At 58.7% G+C, this 25,753-nt stretch carries 24 protein-coding genes and 2 tRNA genes; 1 reads left to right on the top strand and 25 read right to left on the bottom strand.

Annotation, left to right across the window (positions count from 1 at the left end; genetic code table 11):
• Positions 1 to 208: 208 nt before the first annotated feature.
• The 18 genes from HZB60_10685 to HZB60_10600 all read right to left on the bottom strand — a co-directional run bounded on the left by HZB60_10685 (position 209) and on the right by HZB60_10600 (position 17,225).
• Positions 209 to 296 (bottom strand) — tRNA-Ser (locus HZB60_10685).
• 7 nt (positions 297 to 303) lie between these two features.
• Positions 304 to 1,047, bottom strand: coding sequence for a hypothetical protein (locus HZB60_10680; protein ID MBI5060231.1), 744 nt, complete (start codon positions 1,045 to 1,047; stop codon positions 304 to 306).
• A 10-nt stretch (positions 1,048 to 1,057) separates the two neighbouring features.
• The gene (locus HZB60_10675; protein ID MBI5060230.1) at positions 1,058 to 1,525 is read right to left on the bottom strand and encodes a DinB family protein; all 468 of its coding nucleotides are present in this window, start codon (positions 1,523 to 1,525) and stop codon (positions 1,058 to 1,060) included.
• A 67-nt stretch (positions 1,526 to 1,592) separates the two neighbouring features.
• Positions 1,593 to 2,426 (bottom strand): hypothetical protein, encoded by an 834-nt coding sequence (locus HZB60_10670; protein ID MBI5060229.1) that lies wholly within the window; start codon positions 2,424 to 2,426, stop codon positions 1,593 to 1,595.
• Between the two features lie 4 nt (positions 2,427 to 2,430).
• Positions 2,431 to 3,495: a magnesium/cobalt transporter CorA gene (corA, locus tag HZB60_10665; protein ID MBI5060228.1), complete on the bottom strand. Its 1,065-nt coding sequence runs from the start codon at positions 3,493 to 3,495 to the stop codon at positions 2,431 to 2,433.
• 57 nt (positions 3,496 to 3,552) lie between these two features.
• Entirely contained in the window at positions 3,553 to 4,383 is an 831-nt protein-coding gene (locus tag HZB60_10660; GenBank protein ID MBI5060227.1) for a hypothetical protein, read from the bottom strand.
• Entirely contained in the window at positions 4,380 to 5,165 is a 786-nt protein-coding gene (locus HZB60_10655; protein MBI5060226.1) for a hypothetical protein, read from the bottom strand. The genes HZB60_10660 and HZB60_10655 overlap by 4 nt, the downstream gene beginning before the upstream one ends.
• Before the next feature lie 15 nt (positions 5,166 to 5,180).
• On the bottom strand, positions 5,181 to 5,645 hold the full coding sequence (locus HZB60_10650) for a nucleoside deaminase (GenBank protein ID MBI5060225.1): 465 nt from the start codon (positions 5,643 to 5,645) through the stop codon (positions 5,181 to 5,183).
• 60 nt (positions 5,646 to 5,705) lie between these two features.
• On the bottom strand, positions 5,706 to 6,737 hold the full coding sequence (locus HZB60_10645) for an ASCH domain-containing protein (protein MBI5060224.1): 1,032 nt from the start codon (positions 6,735 to 6,737) through the stop codon (positions 5,706 to 5,708).
• Complete coding sequence (locus HZB60_10640) at positions 6,730 to 7,989, bottom strand: 2'-deoxycytidine 5'-triphosphate deaminase (GenBank protein ID MBI5060223.1); 1,260 nt, start codon at positions 7,987 to 7,989, stop codon at positions 6,730 to 6,732. Before HZB60_10640 ends, HZB60_10645 begins: the two co-directional genes overlap by 8 nt.
• A gap of 148 nt (positions 7,990 to 8,137) precedes the next feature.
• Positions 8,138 to 8,211 (bottom strand) — tRNA-Arg (locus HZB60_10635).
• A 183-nt stretch (positions 8,212 to 8,394) separates the two neighbouring features.
• Positions 8,395 to 9,072: a hypothetical protein gene (locus HZB60_10630; protein MBI5060222.1), complete on the bottom strand. Its 678-nt coding sequence runs from the start codon at positions 9,070 to 9,072 to the stop codon at positions 8,395 to 8,397.
• Between the two features lies 1 nt (position 9,073).
• Positions 9,074 to 11,128, bottom strand: a complete 2,055-nt coding sequence (locus HZB60_10625) for a tail fiber domain-containing protein (GenBank protein ID MBI5060221.1) — start codon at positions 11,126 to 11,128, stop codon at positions 9,074 to 9,076.
• A gap of 6 nt (positions 11,129 to 11,134) precedes the next feature.
• Positions 11,135 to 12,394 (bottom strand): tail fiber domain-containing protein, encoded by a 1,260-nt coding sequence (locus HZB60_10620; protein MBI5060220.1) that lies wholly within the window; start codon positions 12,392 to 12,394, stop codon positions 11,135 to 11,137.
• A gap of 222 nt (positions 12,395 to 12,616) precedes the next feature.
• Entirely contained in the window at positions 12,617 to 13,177 is a 561-nt protein-coding gene (locus HZB60_10615) for an NAD(P)H-dependent oxidoreductase (protein ID MBI5060219.1), read from the bottom strand.
• A 58-nt stretch (positions 13,178 to 13,235) separates the two neighbouring features.
• Positions 13,236 to 14,165, bottom strand: a complete 930-nt coding sequence (locus tag HZB60_10610) for a c-type cytochrome (protein MBI5060218.1) — start codon at positions 14,163 to 14,165, stop codon at positions 13,236 to 13,238.
• A gap of 177 nt (positions 14,166 to 14,342) precedes the next feature.
• The gene (locus tag HZB60_10605) at positions 14,343 to 16,361 is read right to left on the bottom strand and encodes a S9 family peptidase (GenBank protein MBI5060217.1); all 2,019 of its coding nucleotides are present in this window, start codon (positions 16,359 to 16,361) and stop codon (positions 14,343 to 14,345) included.
• Positions 16,362 to 16,442: 81 nt separating this feature from the next.
• Complete coding sequence (locus HZB60_10600) at positions 16,443 to 17,225, bottom strand: hypothetical protein (protein ID MBI5060216.1); 783 nt, start codon at positions 17,223 to 17,225, stop codon at positions 16,443 to 16,445.
• A gap of 526 nt (positions 17,226 to 17,751) precedes the next feature.
• Here HZB60_10600 and HZB60_10595 point away from each other — a divergent pair.
• The gene (locus tag HZB60_10595; protein MBI5060215.1) at positions 17,752 to 18,207 is read left to right on the top strand and encodes an Hsp20/alpha crystallin family protein; all 456 of its coding nucleotides are present in this window, start codon (positions 17,752 to 17,754) and stop codon (positions 18,205 to 18,207) included.
• Positions 18,208 to 18,286: 79 nt separating this feature from the next.
• Here the strand turns inward: HZB60_10595 and HZB60_10590 are convergent, their stop codons facing one another.
• The 7 genes from HZB60_10590 to HZB60_10560 all read right to left on the bottom strand — a co-directional run bounded on the left by HZB60_10590 (position 18,287) and on the right by HZB60_10560 (position 25,713).
• Positions 18,287 to 19,420 (bottom strand): aspartate--ammonia ligase, encoded by a 1,134-nt coding sequence (locus tag HZB60_10590; protein ID MBI5060214.1) that lies wholly within the window; start codon positions 19,418 to 19,420, stop codon positions 18,287 to 18,289.
• Positions 19,421 to 19,621: 201 nt separating this feature from the next.
• Positions 19,622 to 19,927 carry a cupin domain-containing protein gene (locus HZB60_10585; GenBank protein MBI5060213.1) on the bottom strand — a complete coding sequence of 102 codons (306 nt, stop codon included), beginning with the start codon at positions 19,925 to 19,927 and terminating at the stop codon, positions 19,622 to 19,624.
• Positions 19,928 to 19,973: 46 nt separating this feature from the next.
• Positions 19,974 to 20,828, bottom strand: coding sequence for a phosphoribosylaminoimidazolesuccinocarboxamide synthase (locus tag HZB60_10580; protein ID MBI5060212.1), 855 nt, complete (start codon positions 20,826 to 20,828; stop codon positions 19,974 to 19,976).
• A 536-nt stretch (positions 20,829 to 21,364) separates the two neighbouring features.
• Complete coding sequence (locus HZB60_10575; protein ID MBI5060211.1) at positions 21,365 to 22,177, bottom strand: glycerol kinase; 813 nt, start codon at positions 22,175 to 22,177, stop codon at positions 21,365 to 21,367.
• Positions 22,178 to 22,305: 128 nt separating this feature from the next.
• A complete protein-coding gene (locus HZB60_10570) occupies positions 22,306 to 23,100 on the bottom strand; it encodes a sulfite exporter TauE/SafE family protein (protein ID MBI5060210.1) in 795 nt (264 codons plus the stop codon).
• Positions 23,097 to 24,104: a hypothetical protein gene (locus HZB60_10565; GenBank protein ID MBI5060209.1), complete on the bottom strand. Its 1,008-nt coding sequence runs from the start codon at positions 24,102 to 24,104 to the stop codon at positions 23,097 to 23,099. Before HZB60_10565 ends, HZB60_10570 begins: the two co-directional genes overlap by 4 nt.
• Positions 24,097 to 25,713 carry a S8 family serine peptidase gene (locus HZB60_10560; GenBank protein ID MBI5060208.1) on the bottom strand — a complete coding sequence of 539 codons (1,617 nt, stop codon included), beginning with the start codon at positions 25,711 to 25,713 and terminating at the stop codon, positions 24,097 to 24,099. The genes HZB60_10565 and HZB60_10560 overlap by 8 nt, the downstream gene beginning before the upstream one ends.
• Positions 25,714 to 25,753 lie beyond the last annotated feature (40 nt).

The following is a 25,753-nucleotide window of genomic DNA, read 5'->3' as shown; positions in this document are numbered from 1 at the left end:
CTGCGATCGAGGATTCGCAGCCGAGCTGAGATCGCCGCCGACAAGATCACGGTGATCTCGCGCTCCGGAATCTTCGCCCCCGGAGAAAGTGCTATTGGGTTGTCCTGTTTGCCGTCCCTTGAAGTATGGGAGAACCTTCGTCATTCGACATGCCCGCGCGGTTGCACCGCGGGCCGCAGACCGTGTCCGTTCGCGACCTGCCGCGCTGCGGTGAGGGTGGGATTCGAACCCACGGTACCCACAAGGAGTACAACGGCTTTCGAGACCGCCGCATTCGACCACTCTGCCACCTCACCAATTCCACTACTCGGAAGACCGCCGACGTTCCCGTGACTGCCGCTGTGACCGCAATTTCACCTTTTCAACATCGAATAACTCCGGTTTGAACTCCGGATTCCGCTCGAGACTTCGTATGCGCGCCGATGATGTGAGCGAGCCACCGGCATACGTTTGTGTCAGGTAGGGAATGGCCACTCCCGTGACAAGCTCCCGGAAGTCGCCGTGCTTCCAGCGCAATCGCCCCCCCTTGCCGTCGCTGCACTCCCCTTTGAGACAGTCCAGAGTGCGTTGATCAAGCCAGTAGCGGACGGACTTCCACGGCTTCCGGTCGCCGCAACTGACCTGCCAACAGCTCACTCCGTCAACCACATCAAGACCGATAATCGTCGAACTGTCCGACATGACCGACCACCAATCCCACCGCACGCGCTGCAACTCAAAGTCCTTGCGGTTCCCGCGCCGCTGCTTTGCCGGTGGCAGCACTTCCGTGGTACGGCCGGCGTGATGGATCACGACGGCGAACGCGTACTTCTCTCCCGCTCGCGCGGATTCAAGTCGCGCGCTCGGCCCCTGCAAATAGAGGGTCTGTATCGTGTTGGCAGCCGCTGCGGTAGCGGCCGTTTCGACCACCAACTCGCGGCTGATTTCCAGACTCCGCACGGAAGCATCAAGACGTGCTTTGCGCACGCGAATCGAATCCAATACGGCGGACTGCTCGATTCCAAACACCGGCAGCCCATCCGCCAGCACGGCGATCAGGACAGCCATCAACGTCCGCTTACTTAAATACACCCGCTTTCCCGATGGTGCGCCGGATCAGGTGAATTTGACCGGCATGGTACGCCTCGTGACTGACAAACGTGCCGATCGTCTCCGCGATGTTTCGCCCGCGCGTTCCAATTGCTTCGCCCATCCGCGGTTCGCTTGCCCGGATCACATCCTGCATGTGCGAGAGCGACTCGGCGGTTACTTGCTCGAGCTCTTCCAAGCCGATCGCACATTGTCGGTCGAGATCGTCTTGCCCGGATTCATAACACTCCCAGCGTGGTCCCGACAACAAGGGTTGAGCACCGAGCATCAGCTCGAGTTGCGACCGTGTCAGCAGAATATGCCCCAGCACCCAATTGATGCAGTTCCCCGCCGGCTGTGGGCCCCGCAAACTGTCGGAATTCGAGAGGTCTGCGATCCCCCGCGTAATCAGCAGCTGATTGAAATCAAACTGCTTGCAGAGCAGTGTCGCACTCATCGTGCAAAAGCGTGTGCGAGACGATGGTGCTCGAGGCCGACCCGCGACGAAGGTCCGCAGGCTGCCATCATTTCGGCGGCTGTTGGGGCGCGGTCCGCTGCATCATCTCCTGCATCTCCTTCAGGCTCGGCCCTTCGGGAAGTGGGATATTGTCAGCCACAAAATCGGCATCCGTCAAGCCTTGATTCACCTTCACATCCTTGACAACCATCGTCCCCGCGGAAACGTCGCCCCGGAACAGCTCCGTGTGATGGGCGATCTGATACTGCCCGACCACCGTGCGAAAATCGCTGTTCGCCATCCGCATCGTGTGGCCCTTCTCTTCCCCTTCGCCGCGGACCAACGTCAGATCGTGCTTCGCCAGCCAGACCTTCGTAAACTTCGTCTTCTTGAGTTCCGTGCTCGGAATGACCACCCAGCAATCGTGACCGTCCACGGTCTCTTCACCCGCCAACGTCGCGCCGGAGAGGAAGTCCAATGTTCGATCGCCGTCTGCCTGGCGCCCGTCCGCATTCGGCAACTTCTGCCGGCCCGCGGAATTAATCGCCCAATGGTCCGTCCCGTCAAACAGCGTGATGTTTGTCATCGAGGTCAGCCCCGCGGGGACCCCGGGCTTCGGGGGCACCGGCATGGTCGTGGTCGTGAGCATCTTTTCGCCCATCGTCACGGTCACCACCGTCATCTGCTGCGGACCCCGCGGCGTATTCATGGTATTCTGGCGTGTCACCGTCAGATCCTGAATCAGTTCGCGGTTCGCTTCCCGCTGGGCCTCGGCCTGCGCAATCAAAGTCGCCATGTCCATCGCAGCGGCGTCAATCGTCAGCCCGGCCATCAGGGCCGCGAATAGGGCAAGTACAAGACGCTTCGTCAACATCGTGCTCCGCTTTGGTATCCGTTTCATCCGATTACATCCAACCCTTGTGCTTGAAAAACCAGACCATGCTGACAGCCAGCACCGCCATAAACCCCAGAGCGACAAAGTAGCCATTTGCTTGATACAGCTCCGGCATGTTCACGAAGTTCATCCCCCACACGCCCGCCAAAAACGTCAACGGCAGGAAGATCGTGGAAATGACGGTCAACACTTTCATCACCGTATTCAGCCGCAGATTCACGTTCGACTGATATAGGTCCATCATCCCCGCCAGCAGATCGCGATACGTCTCGACCGTGTCGATGACCTGAATCGTATGATCGTACACGTCGCGGAAGTAGATTTCCGTCCGCGGGTCGATCAACTCGTATTCCTCGTGCTCGAGTTCCGTCAGCACTTCCCGCAACGGCCAGACTGATCTGCGGACAAACAACATCTCGCGCTTGATCCGGTCGATCTCGCGCAAGATCTCCGCACTGGTTTCACCGATCACTCGATCCTCGAGCACTTCAATCCGGTCCCCCAGTTTCTCCAGTACCAGAAAATAGTGGTCCACCACCGCGTCGAGCAAACGGTAAACCAGATAGTCCGAACTCTGCCCGCGAATCCGCCCCTTCGCGTTGCGCAGACGGTCGCGCACCTGATCGAAGACATCCCCCTCGCGCTCCCCGACCGACAACACAAAATTCCGCCCCAGTATCAGACTGACCTGCTCGCTGACGACTTCCCCGGCCGCGTCATCATAGCTGAGCTGCTTCAACACCACGAAGGCATAGTCACCGTAATCCTCGACTTTCGGACGCTGATCGGTGTTGACCAGATCCTCCAGCACCAGCGGATGCAGGTTAAACAACTTGCCGACCTGCTCCATCAACGCCACGTCATGCACCGCGTCGATGTTCATCCAGAGCATGCGCGACTGACCCAGCAGCCCCGCCGCATCCGCGATCGAATCCAACTCGCGGTCCGTGCAGCTATTCTCATCGTAGGCCAGTACCCGCACGCGCGTCCGGTCGCCCGTCCGCTCGCCGATATGCACCAGCGTCCCCGGCGGCAGACCGGCCTTCCGCGAGCGCCGCTTAATGCCCCGGCGCATTGGCCTCAGCCTTCGAGCGCGGCCGCTGCACTCGACCCAAACCCAACGTCCCCCCGGTCACTTCTGCTCCTGTCCGCCCATCATCTGCTGGAGCAGTTCATCCGCGGTGGGCATCTCCACTTGCGCCGGGTCAAAGATGGCGTCGGATAAGCCAGAGTTCACCGCGACAGCGGTCACGCGCAATAACGAAACCCGCACGTCCCCCGCGTACATCTCGATCAAGCGTGGCAGCTCAAAATCATAGGAGGCCGGGGCGAATTCCGAAAACCGCCAGTGCAGCTGCTCACCGTCCGCGGAAACCAGCTCGCCGCCCAAAACCAGAAAGCGCGCCCGATCCACGTTCAGCCTGAAGCGCTGATCATCCTCGACCATCTCCACCACGTCGCACTCATGACCGTCAACGGTTGCCTCGCCTATAATCGTCGCCTCATGATTCGTAAAGTCCCAACAGATACGCTCCGGTTCGTACTCCGCCGCCGCCTCGGGACCCAGCTCCTCCGCCCCCATGGGCGTTAACAGCGTGGTCTTGCCGCCGCGCGTGATAACCGTGGTCGGCATCCCGGCCGGCAAGCCATCCGGTCCCTGCAACCGCACGTCCGTCCGGTTGTCCGCACCGCGGCGATAGATCGTCTGCACTGATACAATGGTGTCGCCCGCCTCGGCCATCGTCATCTCCTGAACGACCGTCATGTCCCTGGCCGACGCGAGAAACTGCTCACACCGGCTCTGCGTCTCTACCAGTACCGAAGGCAACTCCGCCGCCGCGGCACCGGTCGGGCGGCTCAAGAGCATCAGCCCCGCGGCCAGGAAACTGCCGAACCGCGCTATGCCCCGCGTCAAACCGCACGACATGGCCAGCATGCTGTGTAGAAATTCCGCAGGTTTCAATTCCGCTCCAGCGAGCCCTGAATCGGCTGATCGGGAACCCCGTTCTTCATCTGTACCTCGTGATCGGCATCGAACAGGTCGTCCGTCAGACCGGAATTGACCTCAATTGATTTTACGATTGTGGTGGACTGCAACTCGCGATCGATGTACACTTCGGTCTTGAACGGAAACGAAAAATCGCCGCCCAATTTACGGAAATCCGAATGCACCCAGTGCAGGCTGCGCCCCGCCTTGTCGGTGGTGCTGCCCTCAAGAATGATCAGCCGCTCCGTGCACAAAAACAATTCATAGCGAGTGTCGCCGTCCTGCAATCCCACTATGCAACAATTCTTGTCGGGAATCTTGTGCGCTTGATCGACCTCCGCGCTCGAGGCGTGAAAACCCCAGCAGCTATTTGTCGTCGTGTAGGCCTTCAAGTCCGTGGACGCAATCTTCGTCTTCGCCTTCCCGCCCTCGATTATCCAGCCGTCCGTCCCGTCGAAGATCCACACGCTGTTGCGGGCCTCGGGAACCTTCGAAATCGTGCCGAGATCTTGTGAGTGCGACGAGACGATGGTTTCCACCCGGGACTTAGTGCCTTTGCGCAACACCCGCTGCTGGGTCTCCGTGTCCAGCGAACTCAGCGTCTGCACGACCGTCATGTCGAAGACTTCCGCCATGAAGCGATCGCACTGTGCCTGCACCCGGGAGACCAGCTTCGCGCATTCGGGGTCCTGCGCGTAACCGTTCGGGGCCAGCGCCAGCGCAATCGCCCAGACCAGGAATATCAGCAGTGGTTTCATGGCAATCTCCCCAGATTAGGTGTCCTGTTCCGGTCCGCCACTCTTCTTCCGCGCACGCAAACTCCGGAAGTACGTCGATAGCACCGCCCCGCATTCCTCCCCTCGCACGCCCCGCACCACTGAACAGGTGTGATTCAAACGCGAATCCTGCAACAGCGTGTAATGCGTATCCACGGCGCCAGCCTTCGGATCAGCCGCTCCATATACAACCAGTGGAATCCGCGCCAGCACAATCGCTCCGGCGCACATCGCGCACGGCTCCAGCGTTACGTATAGAATGCAATCCAGCAATCGCCGTGAACCAAGGGTTGCTGCCGCCGAGGTGATCGCGATCATCTCGGCGTGCGCCGTCGGGTCCTGCAGACTCTCAAGCTGATTGTGCCCGCGACCGATCACCAGCCCGTTGTGAACAATCACGCAGCCAATCGGCACCTCGTCCTTGGCTTCGGCCAACGCCGCCTCGCGCAACGCCTCACCCATCCAGCGCGAGTGATCGGGGTGGCCGAATGTTTCAAAGAGATTCAAAATCAACTATCAGCGTTAACCGACATCTATCTTCGCTGTAAATTGACCTGCAAGTATCTCGTTCAGGGTGACGATTTCAGCCCATCCTTTGTTCTCGGTCAGTCGACAATATGATTGTGGCGGTGTAATTCTTTGCGAGCTGTACTTTCTGGCCTCTGTAAGTGTCAAACTGCGCTCGTATGGTACCACCGAATCGAGTAACAAGGCGAATACCTGATGATGATTACCCGCGTAAGAGAAGTACTCCGCAGCCGAACAACCGATCTCCGTATTGAATCGCTCCCAAACTGACTCGGGCGTGCCGCTTACCACATTGGCAATCCTCACTTGCCCTGCTAGTTTCTGCTGTTTGTCGCTCGAGTAGATTACAATGGTGCGCCCGATCCACTCGCGGCTGAACTTCTTCCTAATCTCAACACGCTTGTTCCCGTACAGAATCTTGTTTGCATGGTCGGATTTGATGCTCATCAACAGCCCATTTGACGTTGACTCATCAGTGGAAAAGCGCTCAATCAACTTCGGGATCTTGGCGATGACAGATTGCCAAACGGCTTGGAAGTTTGAGGTACAAAGGAGTTCGTCCTGACCCGGACGATAGTTGACATGCGCATTTCGGGCGGTCGCGAAGCCGAAGCTCTTGAAGAACTCCTTCTGTTCTGACCACAGTCCCTCCGGCAGTGTAAAGTGGACTCGGGTTGCGCTTCTACTCACTGCGAGGGACATCATCGAGAAGAACACTTCGCCCAATTGCATTTCACGGTAACGCTCATCGATATGAAGGTGGCAGAACTTAGAATCGCCATCAATCTTCACCACGGATGACACGATTGGGACTGCCGCGTCATACCCGATGAAGGCAATCCGCTCACCGGTTTGTAGCCCCGGCTTGACCTTGCGATCAAACCAGCGATCGATACCGGGATACATGTCATCGTGATCGGCAATCAAGCGCTTCAGGTGGATATACTTGTCGCTCTCGCCTAATACGTCCCGACCGTTAACGCAGGCAATCCCCAGTTTGCTTGTAGTGTGAAGGAGGTCAGGCATCTGTCTTCTCTAGGCGCGATTCAGTGGAACGAGCAGGGGCCTCACGAACTCTGTTACGGTCGTATAGTTCGAGTCTATCTGGGAACTTGGCGAAATAGTTGGATAGCTTCAGTCTCTGATTAGTGTAGTCATCCGACTTCGGTCTGGTTTGCCTGTCCTCGTCCTTGGTCGGATCGTATTCCGTGGACATACGGTAGAACACGAGCTTGGCTAGCTTTTCCCCGTCGCGGAGTGTAACATTGAGATCATGTCCCCGAAGCTCGAAAATCAACGGGGTTCCGATTGTCTGATCTTCACGATCATATCCGAAGTACGGGTGGACAAACCCGGCATAGTGGATCCGCATTTCCCCCAATGCTTCATCCATCGCCCTGCAATAAACAGCGACTCCCGGAGGTACCGCAAGCAGCTCCTTTGAGCGCAATATATAGAACCTGTTCTTGACGACCGTCAAGCGTTGCGCTTGGTCCGCCGTCCAGAAACGCCAGTAGTTGCACGGATCGGGTAAATTCGCGGACTTGAACAGCTTGATGGGATCAAGATGTTGGTCCTCGTCGGTGTTGGCTTGGAATGCGCAAACCGGTAGACCGCCAATATGCTCGGAAGTGAGATCAACGCGTAAGATCCCGTCGGATGCCGACCCACAACCCCTGACAATACAAAGTGATCTGACGAACGCGCTGTCGATTTCTGCGTCCTCGATGGGGCCATAAAACAACCGAAGTTGGGTCAAAGGAGTGCCTACCTGAACCTGGACTGAGAACGTAATTGGCGATACTTCGATGAACATTTCGTTGTGCCCGAGTCGACTATTCTCCGCGTGATAGATGTCGTACTCGTCCTCTCCATCAACGATCAAGCGAACAATCACGTCCACCCTTCCGACGGAACTCTTGGCTGTTGCATGACCGTTGAATGGACCGCCACCGACAAGAAGGCGCTCGTTGACCCCAAATACGTAAGTATGCCCATCCTCCAAGGCAAATGAATTATCCTCTTCGGGGATCATCTTCTCGAACAAGGAAACGTCATTCAGAACATTCCGGTACACTCCTCCGAAAGGCTTGATGGTTCCGCGACCCGGTTTGAGTTTCCACGCCATATTGGTGATGGTCAGGTCAAACGAAGACTCACCAATCGATAAGCTCCCGCTCTCGGTGTTGATTTCACCTGCTTCCTGAAGCGCCTGAATCTGGGTTTTGGCGAGAACACCGTTTACCCAATACTGCTCGTCCCAAATCCGCTTCTTCACTGTATTAGCAACCTCGTATCCGAGCCAATGGGAAATTGGTGGGAGTTTGTTCGGTTTCGATCCATGCAAAACCCCGCACGTGCGGGGTTGAACTCTTGCTCTCCCGCCTCGCTGGGGGACTACCGCGGAGTGGGACTATCTGTCTTCGTACGCCCGTAGGGATTCGAACCCCAAACCTTCTGGTCCGTAGCCAGACGCTCTATCCAGTTGAGCTACGGGCGCAAACCGCACGTTTCCAGGCCCTTACTGCACCCGACTCGTGTCTGACCGTGAATCACAAGTATAGGGATTTTGAGGATTAATGTCAAGAACCAACCCCGACCCACTTTGCCCGCCATTTCGCACCAAAACAAAAGAGGCCGCCGAAGCAGCCTCTTTCGCACATTTCGGCGCTATGGAAGACTGTTATCGGATGTCTGACCGCCGCTTAGGCTCCGGCGACGGTTTCTGGTTGGGATCCAACGGCTGAACACTCGGGACAGGTGTGGTGCTCCCATCGGGAACAGCCTCCAGCGGCGACGGCTGCAAGGCCACCCTCGCCGGTCGTGCGGGCGCCGTGATCGGAGTGAGCAGCAGCCCGGCCCCGTCCGTGGCCGTTACAATATAGTAATACTTGACTTCCGGGCCGGACAGGACTCCCGGGTCGAGGTAGAACGTGTCCGTCGCCGCCACGAGGAAATTGCCACCGCCGGGTACGAAATTCGGGTCGTTGGAGCGATAGACCTTGTACTGAGCTGCGGCGGGAATTCTCCCCCAGTTGAGCCGGACATCGTTGGCCGGTCCTACTACCCGCGCCACCACGAGGTCGTCAATCGGGTTCAGAACCCCGGGTGCCAGAGTCGGAGTCAGGTACCCGGCGTAGAGGATGAAGTTCTCGCTGGTCTGGACCCCAATCGGGGTGGGTTGGCCGAACGCGCTATGGAGCTGGAAATTTGCTGAGGAGGAGGCACCCCCGCCCGCGTCGAGGACCGACTTCGTGATCCGGAAGTTTTCGCTCTGTTGCGGCTGGGCCACCGCCGACAGCGGAACCGCTGTCAGGCAAAGCACTAAGCCAATGTTCAGCACCCGTGATATGCGCTTCATTCTACTGTCCTCGCTTTCCGTTCACCAATGTAACGCCTGTAGCTATGTCTGTCAAGCCACCCGCCGTCGCGGACGCGATTTTGTCCAACCTTGCCTCGAGCTCCAGCAGCCTGGCCTCGTGGTGCCTCACAGCCGTGCTTAATTCAGCATTCCTTTGTGCCAACTCCCGCACTGCCGCGAACAACACCCCATCCGCGTCATTCGTGGCAATCCCGAGCGAATCACTGCCCAGATGAAACGCATTCCAAAAATCCTGCGCCATCGGACCCATGTGCTCGACGCCTATAGCTTCGGATTTGTACTCCCAGTCCTTAACGGGAAGTGATGAAACCTTCGCGAGCACGGATCTGGTGTCTGTCAGACGGATGTCGCGTTTTCTGGTGCTGTCGGAGACGCCAACCCATGCATTTCCTCCGGCGGCAAGGGATACTCCGGAAAATGGCAACGCGGCCGAGTAGATCGTGGTTCCGCCGCTGGCCCGAATGATACACTGATTGTCGGCGGTTGAGTTAAACGCGATGTCATTCCCGTCGGTGATGACAATGCTGCCGGTATGCATGGCGACGGCCTTGCGGCCCAGAGCAATGGCATAGTCCGCGGTGGCCCGCGACGCGCGCCCACCGAGCACCGTGGACCAATCGCCCGTTGCGGAGTTGGAGTCAGCGGCATTATAACCTCCGCCACCAAGCACTGATGAATAGCGGCCGCGCGCGCGACAGTATCGTCCTCCGGCGACCGTCGAAGCTGTATCGTCGGTTGCATTATCGCGGCCCGCGCCGATGGTTGAGTAGGCGCCGGATGCAGTATTGGAAGCTCCGGCTCCGATCGCCGAGTAATTGCCCGCCGCATCGTTGCCATACCCGCCCCCGACAAACGCGTGGCCCTCGGCGTGATTTAAGACACCCCCCACGACCACCGCCTCGGGGTTACTGACAGTATTGTGATGGCCCCCGCCGATAAAGCTGTACCAGCCGTTGGTGCCGATGGCATTGGAATCCGAGGCGACGGCATTTCCTCCCCCGCAAATGACCGAGTACGGGCCGCGCGCATAATTATTCACACCGCCGCCGATAAAGGCGGCATTTCCCTGTGCCGCGTTGTGCTCTCCGCCAACGACCGCCGAACTCCAGCCGACTTCATTTCCCAGACCGCCGGAGATCGTGCCATAGTCCGCGAGAATGTGATTGCCCTGTCCGCCGCCAATCGTGCCGTAGGGGAAATTCGCGGAATTGGAATCGGCGAGAGCCGTTCCGCCGCCGCCCGCCACGACGGAGAAATCTCCGCGGGCGCGATTCACGCGGCCGCCGCCGATGGCGGCGCGCGATCCCGAAGCAATGTTTCGCGACCCGCCGGCGATCGTGGCAACAAAACCATCGGCGGCATTCCCCGCCCCGCCGCTGACGACCGAATAGTCACCGGAGGCCAGATTGGAATCCGCGAGCGTCGTTCCGCCGCCGCCTGCAACCGTGGAATATGCGCCGCGAGCGAAGTTGGAAGCGCCGCCGCTTACGACGGCCGCCAAATTCTCCGCGATGTTTCCCGTTCCGCCGCCGACCGTCGAATTCTGGCCCGTGGCGAAATTATTGCTGCCCGCGACAAACGCACCGCTGCCGGTATTGGCATTGCCGGTCCCGATGTTGCCTTTGCCGAGAATCGTGACATCACCGGTCACCGTTCCCCCGGTTGCCGCGTGTACCGTTCCCGTGTAGTAGGAATAGGCAACAGATGTCAGTTGCGTCCGCGGGCTCAGTTCACTGTCGCTCCCGATGGTCACTCCGAGCCATACTTGCGGCTGATTGAAAATGACATCGGTCAAGCTGGAGAGTTCGCCCAGGCTAACCTGGAACTGACCGTCGGCGACCGGCACAGCGGAGTGTGTCTCCGCCCACAATTGCGCACCGCCGACCGCACCCGTGTACATGCGAACGGCTATGCTCACGGTTGTGTCCAACGGCGTTCCGCCGGAGCTGGTGAGCTGACCCTGGTAATTGACCAGCAGCGGAATGGCAGAAGCTTGAGTCGCCAGCAATAGAACCGAGAGTACGAACCGCTTCATGGCCATCTACTCCGTGGGTTTGTTCAAGGACTGCTTGTCACTTGCCTCTAAAGTTTGAAGCCGCGAACGCAGGGTCATGTTCTCGGCTTCGACTGCTTCCAACCGCTTTGCCAGCTCCTGAATCGCCGCCAGCGCAATCCCATCCGGATCAATCGTGGAAATCAGCGTGTCACACTCGCCCAGCCCGAAGGCCGCGTAGAAATCCTGCGCCATCGGGCCAACATGTTCAAAGGATGGATTCTGAGAGTTGTAGCTCCACTGCTTGATCGGCAGGGACCTTACCTTCTCCAAAATAGACTTGGTGTCCACAACACGCGCATTACGCTTCTTTGTGCTGTCCGAGAACGTGCTCCACGCTCCACCGCCCGGCAGGAGAAGAGCGCCGGCATTCAGCGCGGTGTTGGTGAAGAGGTGAAAACCCCCGGTAGCCCGGGCCATAAACATATTGAGATCATAGGACTGAACCACGGCTGAGTTGTTATCGCCCCAGACGAAGCACCCGTCGTGGAAAGCATACGCGCTGCGCCCGGACGCGAAGGAATTGGTCCCCTGCGCTGTGTTATTGAGACCGCCGGGAACGGTGGAACCCGCGCCGGAAGCAAAATTGCGCGCGCCGCCGCCAATGGCGGAATAATCACCACTGGCCGAGTTGGAATCGTCTGGCGCCGCCCCGCCGCCGCCCGCAACCACAGAATAGCTTCCTCGCGCCTTGCTATTGCGCCCACCGCCCACCACCGCATTCAGACCCGACGAGAGATTGTCCTGCCCCAACACATTGGCGAAACTCCCTGTGTTTGTGTTGCCGCTTCCCACGTTCAGCTTGCCGCTGACCTGCAGGTTGCCGCCTGAAACCGTCACGTTCCCGAACACTGTGCCGCCGCTCGTTGTATCAATCGAGCCGACGCGGTAGGCATACGGTACCGAAACCATCACTTGCCGCGGGGTCATCTCCGTGTTGTTCCCGATGGTCACGCCGAGCCACCGAGTCGGCGCCAAAAAGAGGCCCAACAGCGGCTCCTGACTTCCCAAGAGGACCGTGAACTGTCCATCCGTGACCGTCACCGCTTCAAAGGTCGACGACCAAAGCGGCCCACCGCCGGAAGGGGAATTGTAGATCGAGACTGTGACAGCTACCGTCGTATCGAGCGGCGTGCCGTCGGGGCTTGCAAGGGTCCCCTGATAATTGACGTACTGCGGCGCGTTTGCGAACGAGGCATCCAACATCAGAGTAACCACAAACAAGGTAATACAAGTGAATCTTTTCACGGACTACTACTCCTGTTTATTGTTGTACAGCTTCGTGAATCTTACCAAAAAGGTAAGCAATACAGACCGCGATGTCAAGGGGCTGCTGGGAAAGCACGAAAATTTCGGGCGACTACTCTCGTGGCCCACTTATGCGACGCGCTGCGCACAGGTGCATTTCATCAATGCAGAAGACCCGGTCTGTGAACCGGGTCTTTCGACTAACTCCTTATGGGACCAGAGCTAAGCGATTCTCAATCGTCTGGTCAAATCCACAAACCGTCGAACATGTTTCTCGACTCGGGGAGCCACTGTCTGATCGACCATTTCCCCGTCAGCCTGCCAGACCTTGTTCGCATATGGAACGCTGAGAAATTGCGGATGGAGTAGCGCTCCCAGGGAAAGAAAGGTCTGCCGGTACTGCGGCATGGCGCGCAACGTGCCCCATGGCCCATCCGTCGCGCCCATCAGACTTATCACCTTGCTTTCCCACGGGTTAGAATTGCCCCGGCTGGTCCAGTCGATCATGTTCTTGAACATGCCCGACATGCCGTGATTGTACTCGGGGGCGGCGATCAGCACGCCATGGGCTGCCGCGAGTCGCGCCTTCAGCGTCCACGCGGCCTGCGGCAGCCCGTGCTTCTCCTCAATATCCCCGTCATACACCGGAAGCGGAAAGTCACGCAAGTCGAGCCGATCGATCTCAACATCCGTCTGTTCGAGATAGCCCTCGGCCAATTCAATCAGCATCCGATTGTACGACCCCATTCGCAGTGAGCCTGCGATCGTCGCGATTCGTAGCATTGCAGTTGCTCCGCGCTCCGAATATATCTCTCTTCTTGTGATCCTGTCCCTGCTCCGCCTACGGCCGCTGCTCATCCTTCCATACAAAGCTGCCCACCGGCTTGGCCGGAACGTGCTGAACGTAAAGCCACAACGCGCGAATCTCCGAATCTGTCAAGTTCGTCGTGCGCTTGAACGGCATCACCGCCGACAGCGGCTTGCCCCCCGGGCGGATGCCCTCGCGCAGCGCGCGAAAGAAATCCGCTTCCGTGTACGTCGCGCCAATGCCGCCGCGCGTCAAATTCGCGGCCAACGGCCATTCCGGTGGCCCGCCCTCGATCGGACCTCCCGACAGGTCCATGCCGTGACAGCCCGTACAGCCCACGTGCGCGAGGTATTCACCATACTCCCACGACTCTCCCGCCACGGGCTTCGCAGGACGCTTCGCCGTATGATTCACCATTTCCGGTGATAACTTCGTGAACTTGTCCTGTGCGATCAGCATCCGTGCAATCGGGCCGTAACGAGGCCCTTCAACTTCTTTGTCCACCGGCTTCAACGAAGTGTACCAAGTCCACAACGCGGCAATATCCTCGTCCGAGATGTAGCAGTAGTGAAAAGACGGCATCAGGATCACACCCCTATTCTTCGGTGTGACACCGTGCCGAATCAAGCGCTCAAAATCCGCAATATCAAAGCTCGCCGGGACTTCGCTGCCTTTGCCGCCACGCGTCACGTTGGGTGTCGCGAGCCGGCCAAACATCGGATCGTCCACTAACGTAAACCCCGTCATGCCTTCGCCGTGACACTCCTCGCACATCGCGATCGATTTCGCCAAGTGCGTCCCCCACACCAGGGCCGCACTGTCGCCCGGCGCATAAATCGGCTGTCCCTTCGCAATGTGGCTGTAGTCCTTGTTTAGGACTGCGCTTGATGCCCAGTAGATGTAGCCGGCCGCAACCGCGATCACGGCTACCACTGTTATCAACAACCGCACGATCCATTTCAAGATCCTAACCCGAACTCCCGGAATCATTGCCCTTGCCTCCTGCGCTAAACCCATGCATTACTGGACACGCGGGGGTTCGACGCCCCCGCGTGTCCTGACCAACACTCCTGGCCTTTCCGTTGCATAACTCGAGGCATGATCGCTCCTACACGATTGACCTGCAACGTACGCCGCGCCTTACTTCATGTATTTCTTGAACCAGCCCGCCATCGCCTCCAGTCGGATCACGCGGCGGTCCGGCCGGCCGCCGCGCGACATGCCGTGGCTCTCTTCCGGATAGCGGTGCAGCTCGACGATTCTGCCCCTGAGCTTCAGTTGGCCGTACAGCTGCTCCGCCTGCTCAATTGGACAGCGAAAATCCGCTTCCTGATGTTCGATCAAGAGCGGCGTATGGATATTGCCGACATAGGTGAGCGGATTCTGGACTCGATAGCCATCCGGATTCTCCCACGGGAACCCGCCGAACTCATAGCTGTCGAGGTGGCCAATGTCCGACGTGCCGCAGAACGACTCGAGATCAAAGACCGAGCGCTGGGTAACCGCCGCGCGAAACCGGCGCGTGCGACCGACCACGATATTCGTCATATAGCCGCCGTACGAACCGCCGGTGATCCCGATCCGCCGCTTGTCGATGTATGGCTGCGCTTCCAGCCAGTCCGCGGCAGCCATCACATCATCGTAATCCTTCGTGCCCCAGGCCGCGATAATGGCGCCGGCGAAGTCCCGCCCGTAGCCCTGTGAACCGCGCGGATTCGTGAACATCACCACATAACCCTGCGCCGCAAGATATTGCATCTCGTGGAAAAACACCCGCGCGTACTGTGCCCGCGGCCCGCCGTGTACTTCCAGAATCGAAGGGTACTTCCGCTTTGGATTGAAGTCGGGCGGCGTCAACAGCCAGCCATGCACGCGCGCGCCGTCCGCTGACTTGAAGTGCACTTCGCGCACCCGGCCGAGTTCCCGCTGCGCTTCGTACTCCGCATTGAACTTTCGGAGCACGTGGAATACCGGACGCGCCGCGCCGGCCTTGCGGCAGATGTGCAGCGTCCCCAGATCGTGAAAGTCCAGGTGATGCAGCACGAGCTTGTCCGCCGCCAGGTCCCATAGCGGAACACAGCCTTTCACGTGCCAGATCCGCTCCGGATCGCCCACCCGCAGGTCCTTGCGCACGAGGTAAACGTCGCCTTCGTCGGAGACCTGATAGTAGAACGACTTGCCGTCGCCGCTCCAAACCACCACGGGCGAATCGGAACCGAATCCAAGATCACCGATCGATTGATCGCCGGCCATCCGATCGAAGTTCGGCGTCAGATTCCGCTCCTTGCCGCTCTTCAAGTCAACCAGCCACGGGTGAACCGGTTCGACACTCCACGCGTCTTTCAGGTTGTGGTGACCGAAATAGACCAGGTGCCGGCCGTCCGGACTGTAAGTCGGCGAATGCTTTTCGCCGAAACCCACCCTCAGCGCTTGGCTTTTGCGCGACTTGAGGTTGAGCACGAATAACTGCTGGTGATACGGCTTCGTGTCCGGATCGCGCTGAATATTCGCGATGTAACAGACGTGCGCGCCGTCGGGCGCAACATCGAACCCGCCGACATCTTCCAACCCTTTGGTCAACTGCGTGAGCTTGCCGTCAGCGAGGCTAAGCTTGTAGAGCTGATAGCGCTCCTGCGGGAAGAACCCGTCGCCGTCCAACCGGTAATACAGCCGGCTGAGTTTGCGCACCGCGGGCTGCTTCTCCTCAGGCTGCTTGTCCTGTGCAACCGCGGTGTCCGCCGCTTCGTCGGGATCGGCCGGACGGAATCTGAGAATTAAGCATTCTCCGCCCTGCGCCCACTTTACGGAATCCAAGCTCCCGCGCCGCTTAAATAGCCGCTGCGGAGCGCCGCCCGAGCGCGCGACCACGAAGATGCAGTCCGCGCCCTGCTCTACCCGTAAGAACGCCAGCTTCGTGCCGTCGGGCGACCACACGGGAGCGCGATCGCTGTGTTCACCGAACGTCCACTGATGGCTGTCGCCGGTGCGCGTCTCCAAGATATGCAAATTGGCAAAGTACTTCTGCTTTGCCAGGTCACACCACCACTGAGTGTATGCCAGCAATTCGCCGTCCGGGCTCAACGCCAAGGCGCGCGGATGCTTCAACTCCGCAAAATCCGTCGCCGAAACAAGGCGCTTGTCAACTCTCTGCTTTGCCATTCTGTAGCCAAATATTGGTTTAGACCCGCGGACTTCACCAGCCCGCTGCAATGCGCGCCCGCCGACCGTCAGGCCGGGCGACTATCCTAATCCGCCGCCCAGTGTGGAACGATCCGTCGCCCTGCGCCAAAGTTCGCGGAACATTGCCAGCAGCGTGGAATTGCGAATCGCCCAAGCCATCCAGGGATGCGTCATGAAGTAGAAGAACAGCAGTCCCGCCAGGGGCAGCCCGATCAATGCAAAGTAGCCGTTCTGCCGGTGTTCCAGGCGATCCGATGCGCCGATCTCCGACAGAAAACTCCACACCCGATCATCGTCGTAGTCACCCTCCTGCAGCACTAACGCCAGATAACCCCACATGAGGGCGATCGGAACCGTCACCAAAAAAGCCGTTCCCGGAAAGACCTGCCACAGTCGATCCGCTCCGATCATCAACACGGCCAAAACCACGCCCAGCACAAAACCGATAGCGGTCAGAGTCTTGTACTGCCTGATCATGTGCCGCTCTTTGCGCAAGATGGTCGGCGCGCCCAGGAGCAAGGGAAAGAAGATACGGCCGATCACCGAGGCGAACATCGCCAGCCAGAATACCGACACGAAGAACCAGACAGGTCGCGCGTCGATGAAATTGATGAGGTCCGGCTGGCCCAGAATCTGCCCCATGGCACCGCCAATCACCAGAACCGCACTGAGCAGCAAGAACCAGAAGGATTTGCCGCGGTCCTCCATCCATTGCCCCGCGGTTCCACGCTCGCTGATTCCGCTGCGACGGCGAAAGGCCTTGAAGCAGAAGGGGCAACGACGGCTGAAGCGCTTTCGTAACGGAATCGGCTTCTGGCAATGTATGCAGCGTTTCGGTGACATGGGCGGAGACGGATGTACTTTGTGCAGTGTCCACAGAAAGCCGAATATACACTGTTCTCACAGAGCATGCAAGGAGTTACGGACCCGATTGCCTCGCCCTCCGGAATGCTGCTTCGCTTGCGTCGTGCAAAAGCCGCATTTCCGGCCTCCATCGGTCAGATTCACGAACCGCTCTATTTGTTGCAGTTGAGAATCAGTCGTTTGCGTATGTGACATAATTTAACCATTACGCCGATACTTGCAAGCTCCGTCTGTCACCCGCGACGAGCGACAACTCCTGTGAGCCAAGGACATCAGGCCTGCCATTTCGATACTCAACCGTGACATCTTGGCACGACATACTGCCGTTCCGGCACGTGCCATCCGTCGCGACATAACATCATATCCTCATAAACTAATAATAACCAAAATATTATGTCTTTGGCACGAGGCTTGTAATTGCTGATGCCGGAAGCCCAATTCTACGACCAAACGACACTAACCAAAGCGCAAAATGAACTGCAACACAATTCCGAGGAACACGACCATGTCTGTCATCCGTTTCAAACCCGGCCAGCCTGAACTGGCCCCGTGCTGGCACCGGGAGATGGCCCCCATCTCGCGCGTGCTCGATGAGTTTTTCAACACCACTCGCGAGAATTCCGACTCCATGTTCTGGGGGCCCAACGTTGACATCGTCGAGCACACCGACAGCTACGAGATTCTGGCGGAGCTGCCCGGTGTCAAACTCGAAGACGTCAATCTCACGCTGAACAACAATGTGCTCACCGTTTCCGGGGACCGCAAGCAGGACGTCCGCGAGGGCAAGCACGACTTGCTCCGCGTCGAGCGCACCTATGGCCGGTTCGAACGCAGCTTTTCCCTGCCGCGCACCGTCAAGGCTGACGCGGTGACGGCCCGGTTCGAAGACGGCGTCCTTGTGATCAAGCTGCCCAAGGCTGAAGAGGCCAAGAGCCGCACGATCACGATCCAGCCGAAGTAACTCTCCCGACACCCCACATGCGCAGCGCGAGACCCTCGGGTCTCGCGCTGCTTGTCTGCCCCGGTGTTCTCCGCAAAAATCAGTTCAACACGTGAATCTGTCGTTGCGCGCACATCTCCTTCAGCACCTTCGGCCACACGGTCACGCTGACCTCGCCGAGATGCGCCTTCTTCAAGATCGACATGCACGTCCGCGCCTGACCTATCCCGCCGCCGATCGACAGCGGAATCTCGTCCTTCATGATCGCCTGATGATACGGCATGTCGAGGAAGTGCAACTGCTTCGTCGCTTCGAGCTGCTGCTTCAGCGTCTCTTTCGTCACGCGGATTCCCATCGACGTCAGCTCATGACGGCGCTTCGTCACGTGATTCCACACCAGAATGTCGCCGTTCAAGCCGTGCATCTGCTGCCCGTTCTTTACGACGCTCGGCGTCACCCAGTCGTCATAGTCGGCCGCGCGCATCTCGTGCGGGTAGCCGTCTTTCAGCGTCCAGCCGATGCCAATGATGAACACCGCCGGATACTTCTCCGACAGGATTTTCGTCTCCCGCTGCTTGCGCGGCAGATCCGGATACATATCCAAAATCTCTTCCGCATGCAGGAACACCAGCTCCTTCGGCAGGTTGGGCCACTTCGAGCTCTTCAGTTTGGGGAACTCGCTCTGAATGAAATCCTCGCTGTCCGTCAGGACCTTCCAGATATTCGTGACGATCCGCTTCAGGAAGTCCAGATTGCGGTCGGCCATCGTGATCACGCGCTCCCAGTCCCACTGGTCCACATACGCGCTGTGATCGTGATCGAGAAAGTAGTCTTTGCGCACGGCGCGCATATCGGTCATGATGCCTTCGCCGACGTGGCAGTCGAACTGCTTCAGAGCGACGCGCTTCCACTTCGTCGCTGCCTGCACCACCTGTGCGTCAATCGGATTCTTGTTGTAGTCGTTGTTGATATGGAAGTCGATCGGCGTACGCGAGCCGTCACGGTCCAGGTAGTCGTTCACGCCGCTGGTCGTATCCACAATCAGCGGGCACTCCACGCGGAACAGGTTCAGCGACTTGCACATCCCGTCCTCGATGAACCGCTTCAGCTTGGCCAGCGCGATCTGCGTCTCCTTCGGCGTGAGCAGCGACTGATAGGCCGTCGGGAGGATCTTTTCAACTTCTTCGTAGGTGCCGATTCCGGGGCCGGCGAGGTCGGCTTGCTTGTTCGACATGAGGACTGACTCCACAGGTTTGAACGTTGGTGGGGGTGGGAGGGAGGGTGACATTGGCGGCGGCAAACCATCGTAAATTGTGAATAATTTCACAATTAGCCGCCCAAAAACTGCGCATCGGTGCGCCTGACTGCTCTAATATACGCGATTCTGCCCTTATCCGCAACTCTGCTTGCTATATTTGGACTCGCCGAGTCATATTCAACCCTTGATCATCGTCAGCAACATCTTGAATCGCGTGACCGCCTTCACCGCGTGCGGAATATTCGCGGGCATGTTCACGAACTCCCCGGCATTTGCGCGCACCGGTTCACCGCCGATGATCAGCTCCGCCTCGCCGTCGAGCACATGCACCAGCGCATCGAACGGCGCCGAATGCTCGGACAGCTCCTGCCCTTTGTCAAAGGCAAACAGCGTCACCGTTCCGTGGGGCTGCTTCACCAGCGTCTTGCTCACCACGGCATCCGGATTGTATTCGATGGATTGCGTGAGATTGATTTTGTTCATTGTTGTGCTCGCCGAGCCGGGTTGAGGCCGCAACCCGGCCGCCATCTTACGTCGTCAGCCGCTGCAAGATCTCCGCATACGCCCGCTGCGTCCTGGCGATGATCTCCGGCGGCAACTTCGGGCCTGGATCGGCTTTGTCCCAGTCCAGCGTTTCGAGATAATTGCGGATGATCTGTTTGTCGAAGCTTGGCTGATCGTGGCCCGGTTCATATTTGTCCTCGGGCCAGAAGCGTGAGGAATCCGGCGTCAGCACTTCGTCGATCAGGAGGATTTCGCCGTCACGAATGCCGAACTCGAACTTCGTATCGGCGATCAAGATCCCCCGCTGCCGGGCATGCTCACGACCCGCCGTGTAAATCTTCACTGCGAGTTCTTCAATCCGCTTTGCCGTCTCTGCTCCGATCAGCCTGGCCGCCTCAGCCGGTGAGATGTTCTGATCGTGCCCCGCTTCCGCTTTCGTGGACGGTGTGAACAGCGGCTCGGGCAGTTCCGCGCACTGCTTGAGTCCGGCCGGCAGCTTGTACCCGCACACCTCGCCAGTCTTCAGATAGTCCTTCCACCCTGAGCCGGTGATGAACCCGCGAACGATGCACTCCACCGGAATCACCTCGCATTTCTTCACCACATCAAGCTGCTCGGAAGAGTACGTCTCCCCCCCAACTCGGTTGGGGGGGCTGGGGGGGGTAATGTCCGTCAGATGATTCCCCACAATCCCTGCAAACTTCCGCATCCAGAAGCGTGTAATCGATGCCAGCACTTTGCCCTTCCCCGGAATCGGATCGGGCAGCACCACATCAAACGCCGACAGCCGGTCGGTCGTGACGATCAGCAGATGATCGGCATCGAGTTCATAAATATCGCGGACCTTGCCGCGGCGGAGAAAGCGGGGAGTGGGGGGCATGACGGAGATATGGCTGTAAGCAGTGCGGCACTGCGTGCGTACAGAGTCCGATTCCGGCCGGGTTGCGAAGACTTAACCCGGCTCGGCGGGTAGGATTGCAGCTCCGGCGGGGTGAGGGGGCCCGCTCGGCGGAAATCTAATCCAGCTACAATGGAGATAAATGGTGAATTCCGAGGATGGCGACAAAATATTATTTGACCAAACAAAACCGCCTAACTTCTTTTGATAAAAAGAATTAGACGCGTATCAGGGATGTCGCGAAACGGGGTCAAGAGCAAGGGAAACACAGCGCAAGGAGGGGCAAGCAGGCACAGGACATAATGACCTAAATATAATAAGAAAAAGCCAAAAACGCAAATCCGCGACCCATATAAAAAACAGTTACTTGAACATACAAGCACTCAAAATGGAGGCATCGGGAGGGCTGGTCGAGGCGACTAATTTGCGTCGGGGCGGAGAAGAAGGCTACCTCAGTACCACGAACTTCTTCGCCGCCATCTGCGCATTGGCGCGCAGCGACGCATCACGTACACGCATCAAGATACCTTGATATCGAATGGGCGAAGTTTGGCGGGCATGACATCATCGAGTTTCAAGAGGTCGGCGTCCTTCAACTCAATCAGATTGAGTCCGTTTTTCTTATACAACTCCAACTTTGCCCGCTTTCGTGCCGCGTAGGCCGGATCATTCTCCATTCCCCAGAACTCGAGATACACTTTCCCCGTCGGGAGATAGAAGTCGCAGTACAACTCCTCTTCAATGGGTACCTTCCGCTCATAAGCATGAATTACTTGTGCCGCGTAGAGCCAGTTGTCGATAAGCATCTCTCCCCGTGATCGAACCATGTGTCCGTCCGTAGCGCGATGTGTTGCCGGGAACTTCTCGCGGAATCCCAATTCGTCAGACTTGGCGCCAGACGACGTTTCCGGAATGACCGGCTTTTCTCCCTTAAAGTCTCGAACCGCATCCGTGAAAGCGCGATTGCGCAGGATGCCCTCACTCCATTGAACGAACGGCGTCTTATCCGTACCAAACTCTCGATCAACTGCGCCGTTCTTCCGCCCTTGTGGAGTGCTGATCCAGCCGTGATCCCCAGGCCCCTTCGTAATCCACGCCAACTCAACCAGAATTGCATTGACTCTGTTAGCCGTCAATGCCACCTTTTCACCAATCGCAGTCGCCGTGAGTGCTCGACCCGTTGCCTGCCCCTCTCGTCCCTTGTTGTAGCAGTCAAGACAGAGGGGTTTGTCCTTTTCCATCAGCCTTCCGCACTTCTCGCACTTCTTCAATTTGCCATCACGATTGGCCTTCCAATGGTCGAAACATATGTCGTGACCTTCTTTGGCCACCGGAGTCTTGCAGCCTTCTACAAGGCACTGGATCATGAGACACTCCTGATACTTCTTTCAGCCGAACCGTCCACCATCGACTTTGCCAATTAGAGACGAGCGGCAACAGGCTACCACTTGGCACCCGCTTAATGTTCGAACCACATCTTCACCGCCACCACCAGCAGAAACGCCGCGAACACATAGCGGAACGAATCGCGGCCGTAGCGCTTATTTAACTGACTGCCGAACGGTCCGCCGATCAGGGTGCCGAAGAAGAGCGGAATCGCGTAGGCCGGAACAATGAACCCCCACGAACCCGCCGGCAAATTCGCCGCGCCCGCGCCGTGAATCATGTAACCGACCGCGCCGACCAGACTCGTCAACACACCCACCGCATTGCTCGTCCCGGGAGCGTATTCCGCGGCGACATGCGCCCACAAGATCATCGTCGGGACCATCACCGCGCCGCCCGCCACTCCGAGATACGCGGAGAGCAGCCCCGCGCCCGCACCAATCGTCAGCAGCTTCCAGGCCGAGTGCACATGACCATCGGCTTGCTGTCGTGCCTTGCGCGTAAGCAGCAACACGACCATCACGAAGCAAAATGCGATGAACACAGTGTGCAGCAGATTCGCGGAAGACTCCGCCGCCAGTTTCGAGCCGATCAATGAGAATAACACGGCGCTCACGCTGACAATTGCCACGACGCGCCAGATCACGCGACCCATCCGCGCATACGTGAAGCTCGACGAGAGCGCGGTGCCGATAATCCCCACCAGCGTCGTGCCGAACGCCACGTGATAGCGCACATCGTCCGGCATCCCCTGCGCTTTCAGCACTTCCAGCAAGACAACGGTGATCACCAGCCCACCACCGACGCCCAGAAAACCGCCCAAGACGCCTGTCACAAGCCCCAGCAGAAATAGCGGAATCGCGGTCACAGGTTAGCGCTCGACCAGACAAGCCAGGCGGCTTTCGCCTGCCCATCGGACGTCCTCCACAATCCCATCGTATTGAACGGCTCTTGAGCGGCCGGATCGAACAGGAACGGCCAGATCACGAGTACCGGATCGAGCGGTGCGATCAGACTGATCCACCGCGTCAAGAACTCTGCCTGCTCGCCTTCGCTACTCTCCCAGCCCGCGGGCGATGCCGCACTGTGCCAGCCCACTTCCGTGAAGGCAATCGGTTTGCCGAGGCGCGCCGCAAGTCCCGCGTAGTAGTCCGCCGGAATCTCCGTGGGATCGCGGTAAATCAGTCCGGGGTAAGTGGTGAGCGCGATGAAGTCCGCGGCAGGAAAATCCGCGGCGAGCTGCCACTGATTCCGCGTCGTATCGTTCACGCCACCATACAGCCCGCCGCGCAGACCCTTCAGCCACTCCAACTGAAACACGGTAAATACTCTCGTATCGGGTGAGGCCGCCTTGACCGAATCGGCCGCGCGCGGAAAGAACTCGACAAACGCCTGATAGGCGTCCGGCGCGGCGGAGTCATAGATGCGGTTGACCTCGATCCCAAGGCCCATGAATTCAGGATAGTAGCGCCGCGCATAGAACGCCGCCTGCGATGCGTACGCGGTCAACATGGAATCGCTCAGCGGCCGGAGCGGCTGCAAGTCACTGCCGAACAGCGTGGCAATCGGAACCGTGGAAAAGTGATAGTCCGCTTCGAAAGTCTCCACTGCATGCGGCCCGGCCGACGTATCACCCAACTGAATCCAATCGCCGGCCCAGGTCAACCAGTCACCACCGTCAGCCACGAGTCCCAGAAACTGCTCGAAGTCCGCCTGCCCGAACGATCGCGGCGAAATCGAGACCCCCTTCACACTCCCGATCACCGGCGGAAGGGTTTCTTCGCTGGACTCGTCTTCCCGGCAGCCGAGCGAAGTCAGCAGCAGCACCAGGAGCAAGGCCGCCCGCAACCGGCCACAGCAGGCACTATTCATAGGCCTTCACGGAGTAGAAGCGCTTCAAGTTCGCGGCGGTGGGATCGATCGCGGTTGTGTCCGTCGTGACGGCAAGCTGTTGAAAGCCGCCACTCAGCGAGTCCGCGTAGGAGACCTCGTACGAACTTGCGCACGGGACCTTCGGCCATGTTACCTTTACATCGCTCCCAATCTGCTGCACCACAATCCGCGGAGTATGGAGCGGATTGGTGAGGCATGCCTCGCTAAGCGCGGCGTAAGCGTTCACTCGTCCGCTGCCCAGCAGCCCGATCCGCGTGGGATTTTGCGCGTCAATATTGTCCGCCGTGCGCAACAGAATCGACTCCACGGAATCCGCGTTCAGTGCCGGATAGAAATTGTACAACAATGCCGCCACGGAAGCCGTATTCGGGCAGGCCATGGACGTTCCGTTCAACGCGCTGTAATCTCCCGGTCGATAGCTGCTGTTCGAGATCGTGCTCCAGATGTACACGCCCGGCGCCGAGATATCCACCCAGGTGCCATAGGTCGAAAACGACGCCTTGGCATCGAAGGAGTCGGTGGCTGCCACGGAAATTACCCCCGCGAATCCCGCCGGATATTGGATCGTCTGATTGTTGCTGTTCCCCGCCGAAGCGAACACGAGCACGCCGCTGCCGCGGGCATACTGGCAGGCCAGCGCGAACGTCGTGTCGTAGTAGGTGCCACCGAACGAAATGCTGATAATGCGCGTGTCCATGTCCACGGCATACTGAATCGCCGCGGCAAAGTCGGTCTCGTTTCCGGAACCGCGCATCGTGCCGCCGCCGTCGATCCAAGCATAGCCGGCGCGCAGCGGGAACGCCTTCCCATTCCAGGAGGCGGAGGGGACGCCCACTCCGTTGCCGGTCACCGCCGCAGCGGTTCCCATGACGTGAGTGCCGTGACCATGAATATCGGGATAGATCAGGTTGTCGCGCGGACCGTAATCTTCGCCGACCGCCTGTGAGCCGGCACTGATCGTGTCGGACACGAAGTCCCAGCCGACAAGATCATCGATGAAGCCGTTGCTGTCGTCATCCACGCCGTTGTTGTCGGAAACGTCCCATAAGCCGTTCGAGTCCAGGTCCTCGCCGGGATTCACATGGATGTTGGCCGCGAGGTCCGGGTGCTGAATCTTGCAGCCGGTGTCGATCGTCGTGATCAGAATCTCCGAATCGCCGTGGTCGAGATTCCACGCCGCCGGGCACTGCATCTTCGATAGTCCCCACATGTTGTAAACCGCAAAGTCGCTCGGCAGCACCGTCGTCTCCACACGCTGCTCGGGGTAAGCGGAGATCACGCGTCGATCACCCGCAAGGTCGCCTGCCAAGGCGGAGGCATCGCCGTCCTGGGACGTGACCACGAACCAGTTCGCCATGCCGAGCCGGTCAAATAGCGCCGATCGCTCCGGAATGCGGGGAGCGTAAAAGACGGGAGTCAGCGCACCCGCAAGCGGCGACAGCTCGGCGGCCGTGAGCAGACCCGCGCGAAATTCTTGCGCGGCCTCGGCCTTCAGGTGCACGACCACGCGGCTCGACGAGGCGGGCTGCGACCAGGCCGCCCCGGCGAGCATCAGGATCAATAACAGGTTCAAACTCAAGCTCATCATGTGCAAATTCCTTTTCATCCAGTAACAATCGACACCAGAT

The organism is candidate division KSB1 bacterium (assembly GCA_016214895.1).
GTDB lineage: Bacteria > Electryoneota > RPQS01 > RPQS01 > RPQS01 > JACRMR01.
Note: the sequence above shows the minus strand (reverse complement) of the source record. Positions and strands in the feature narration are given on the sequence as shown.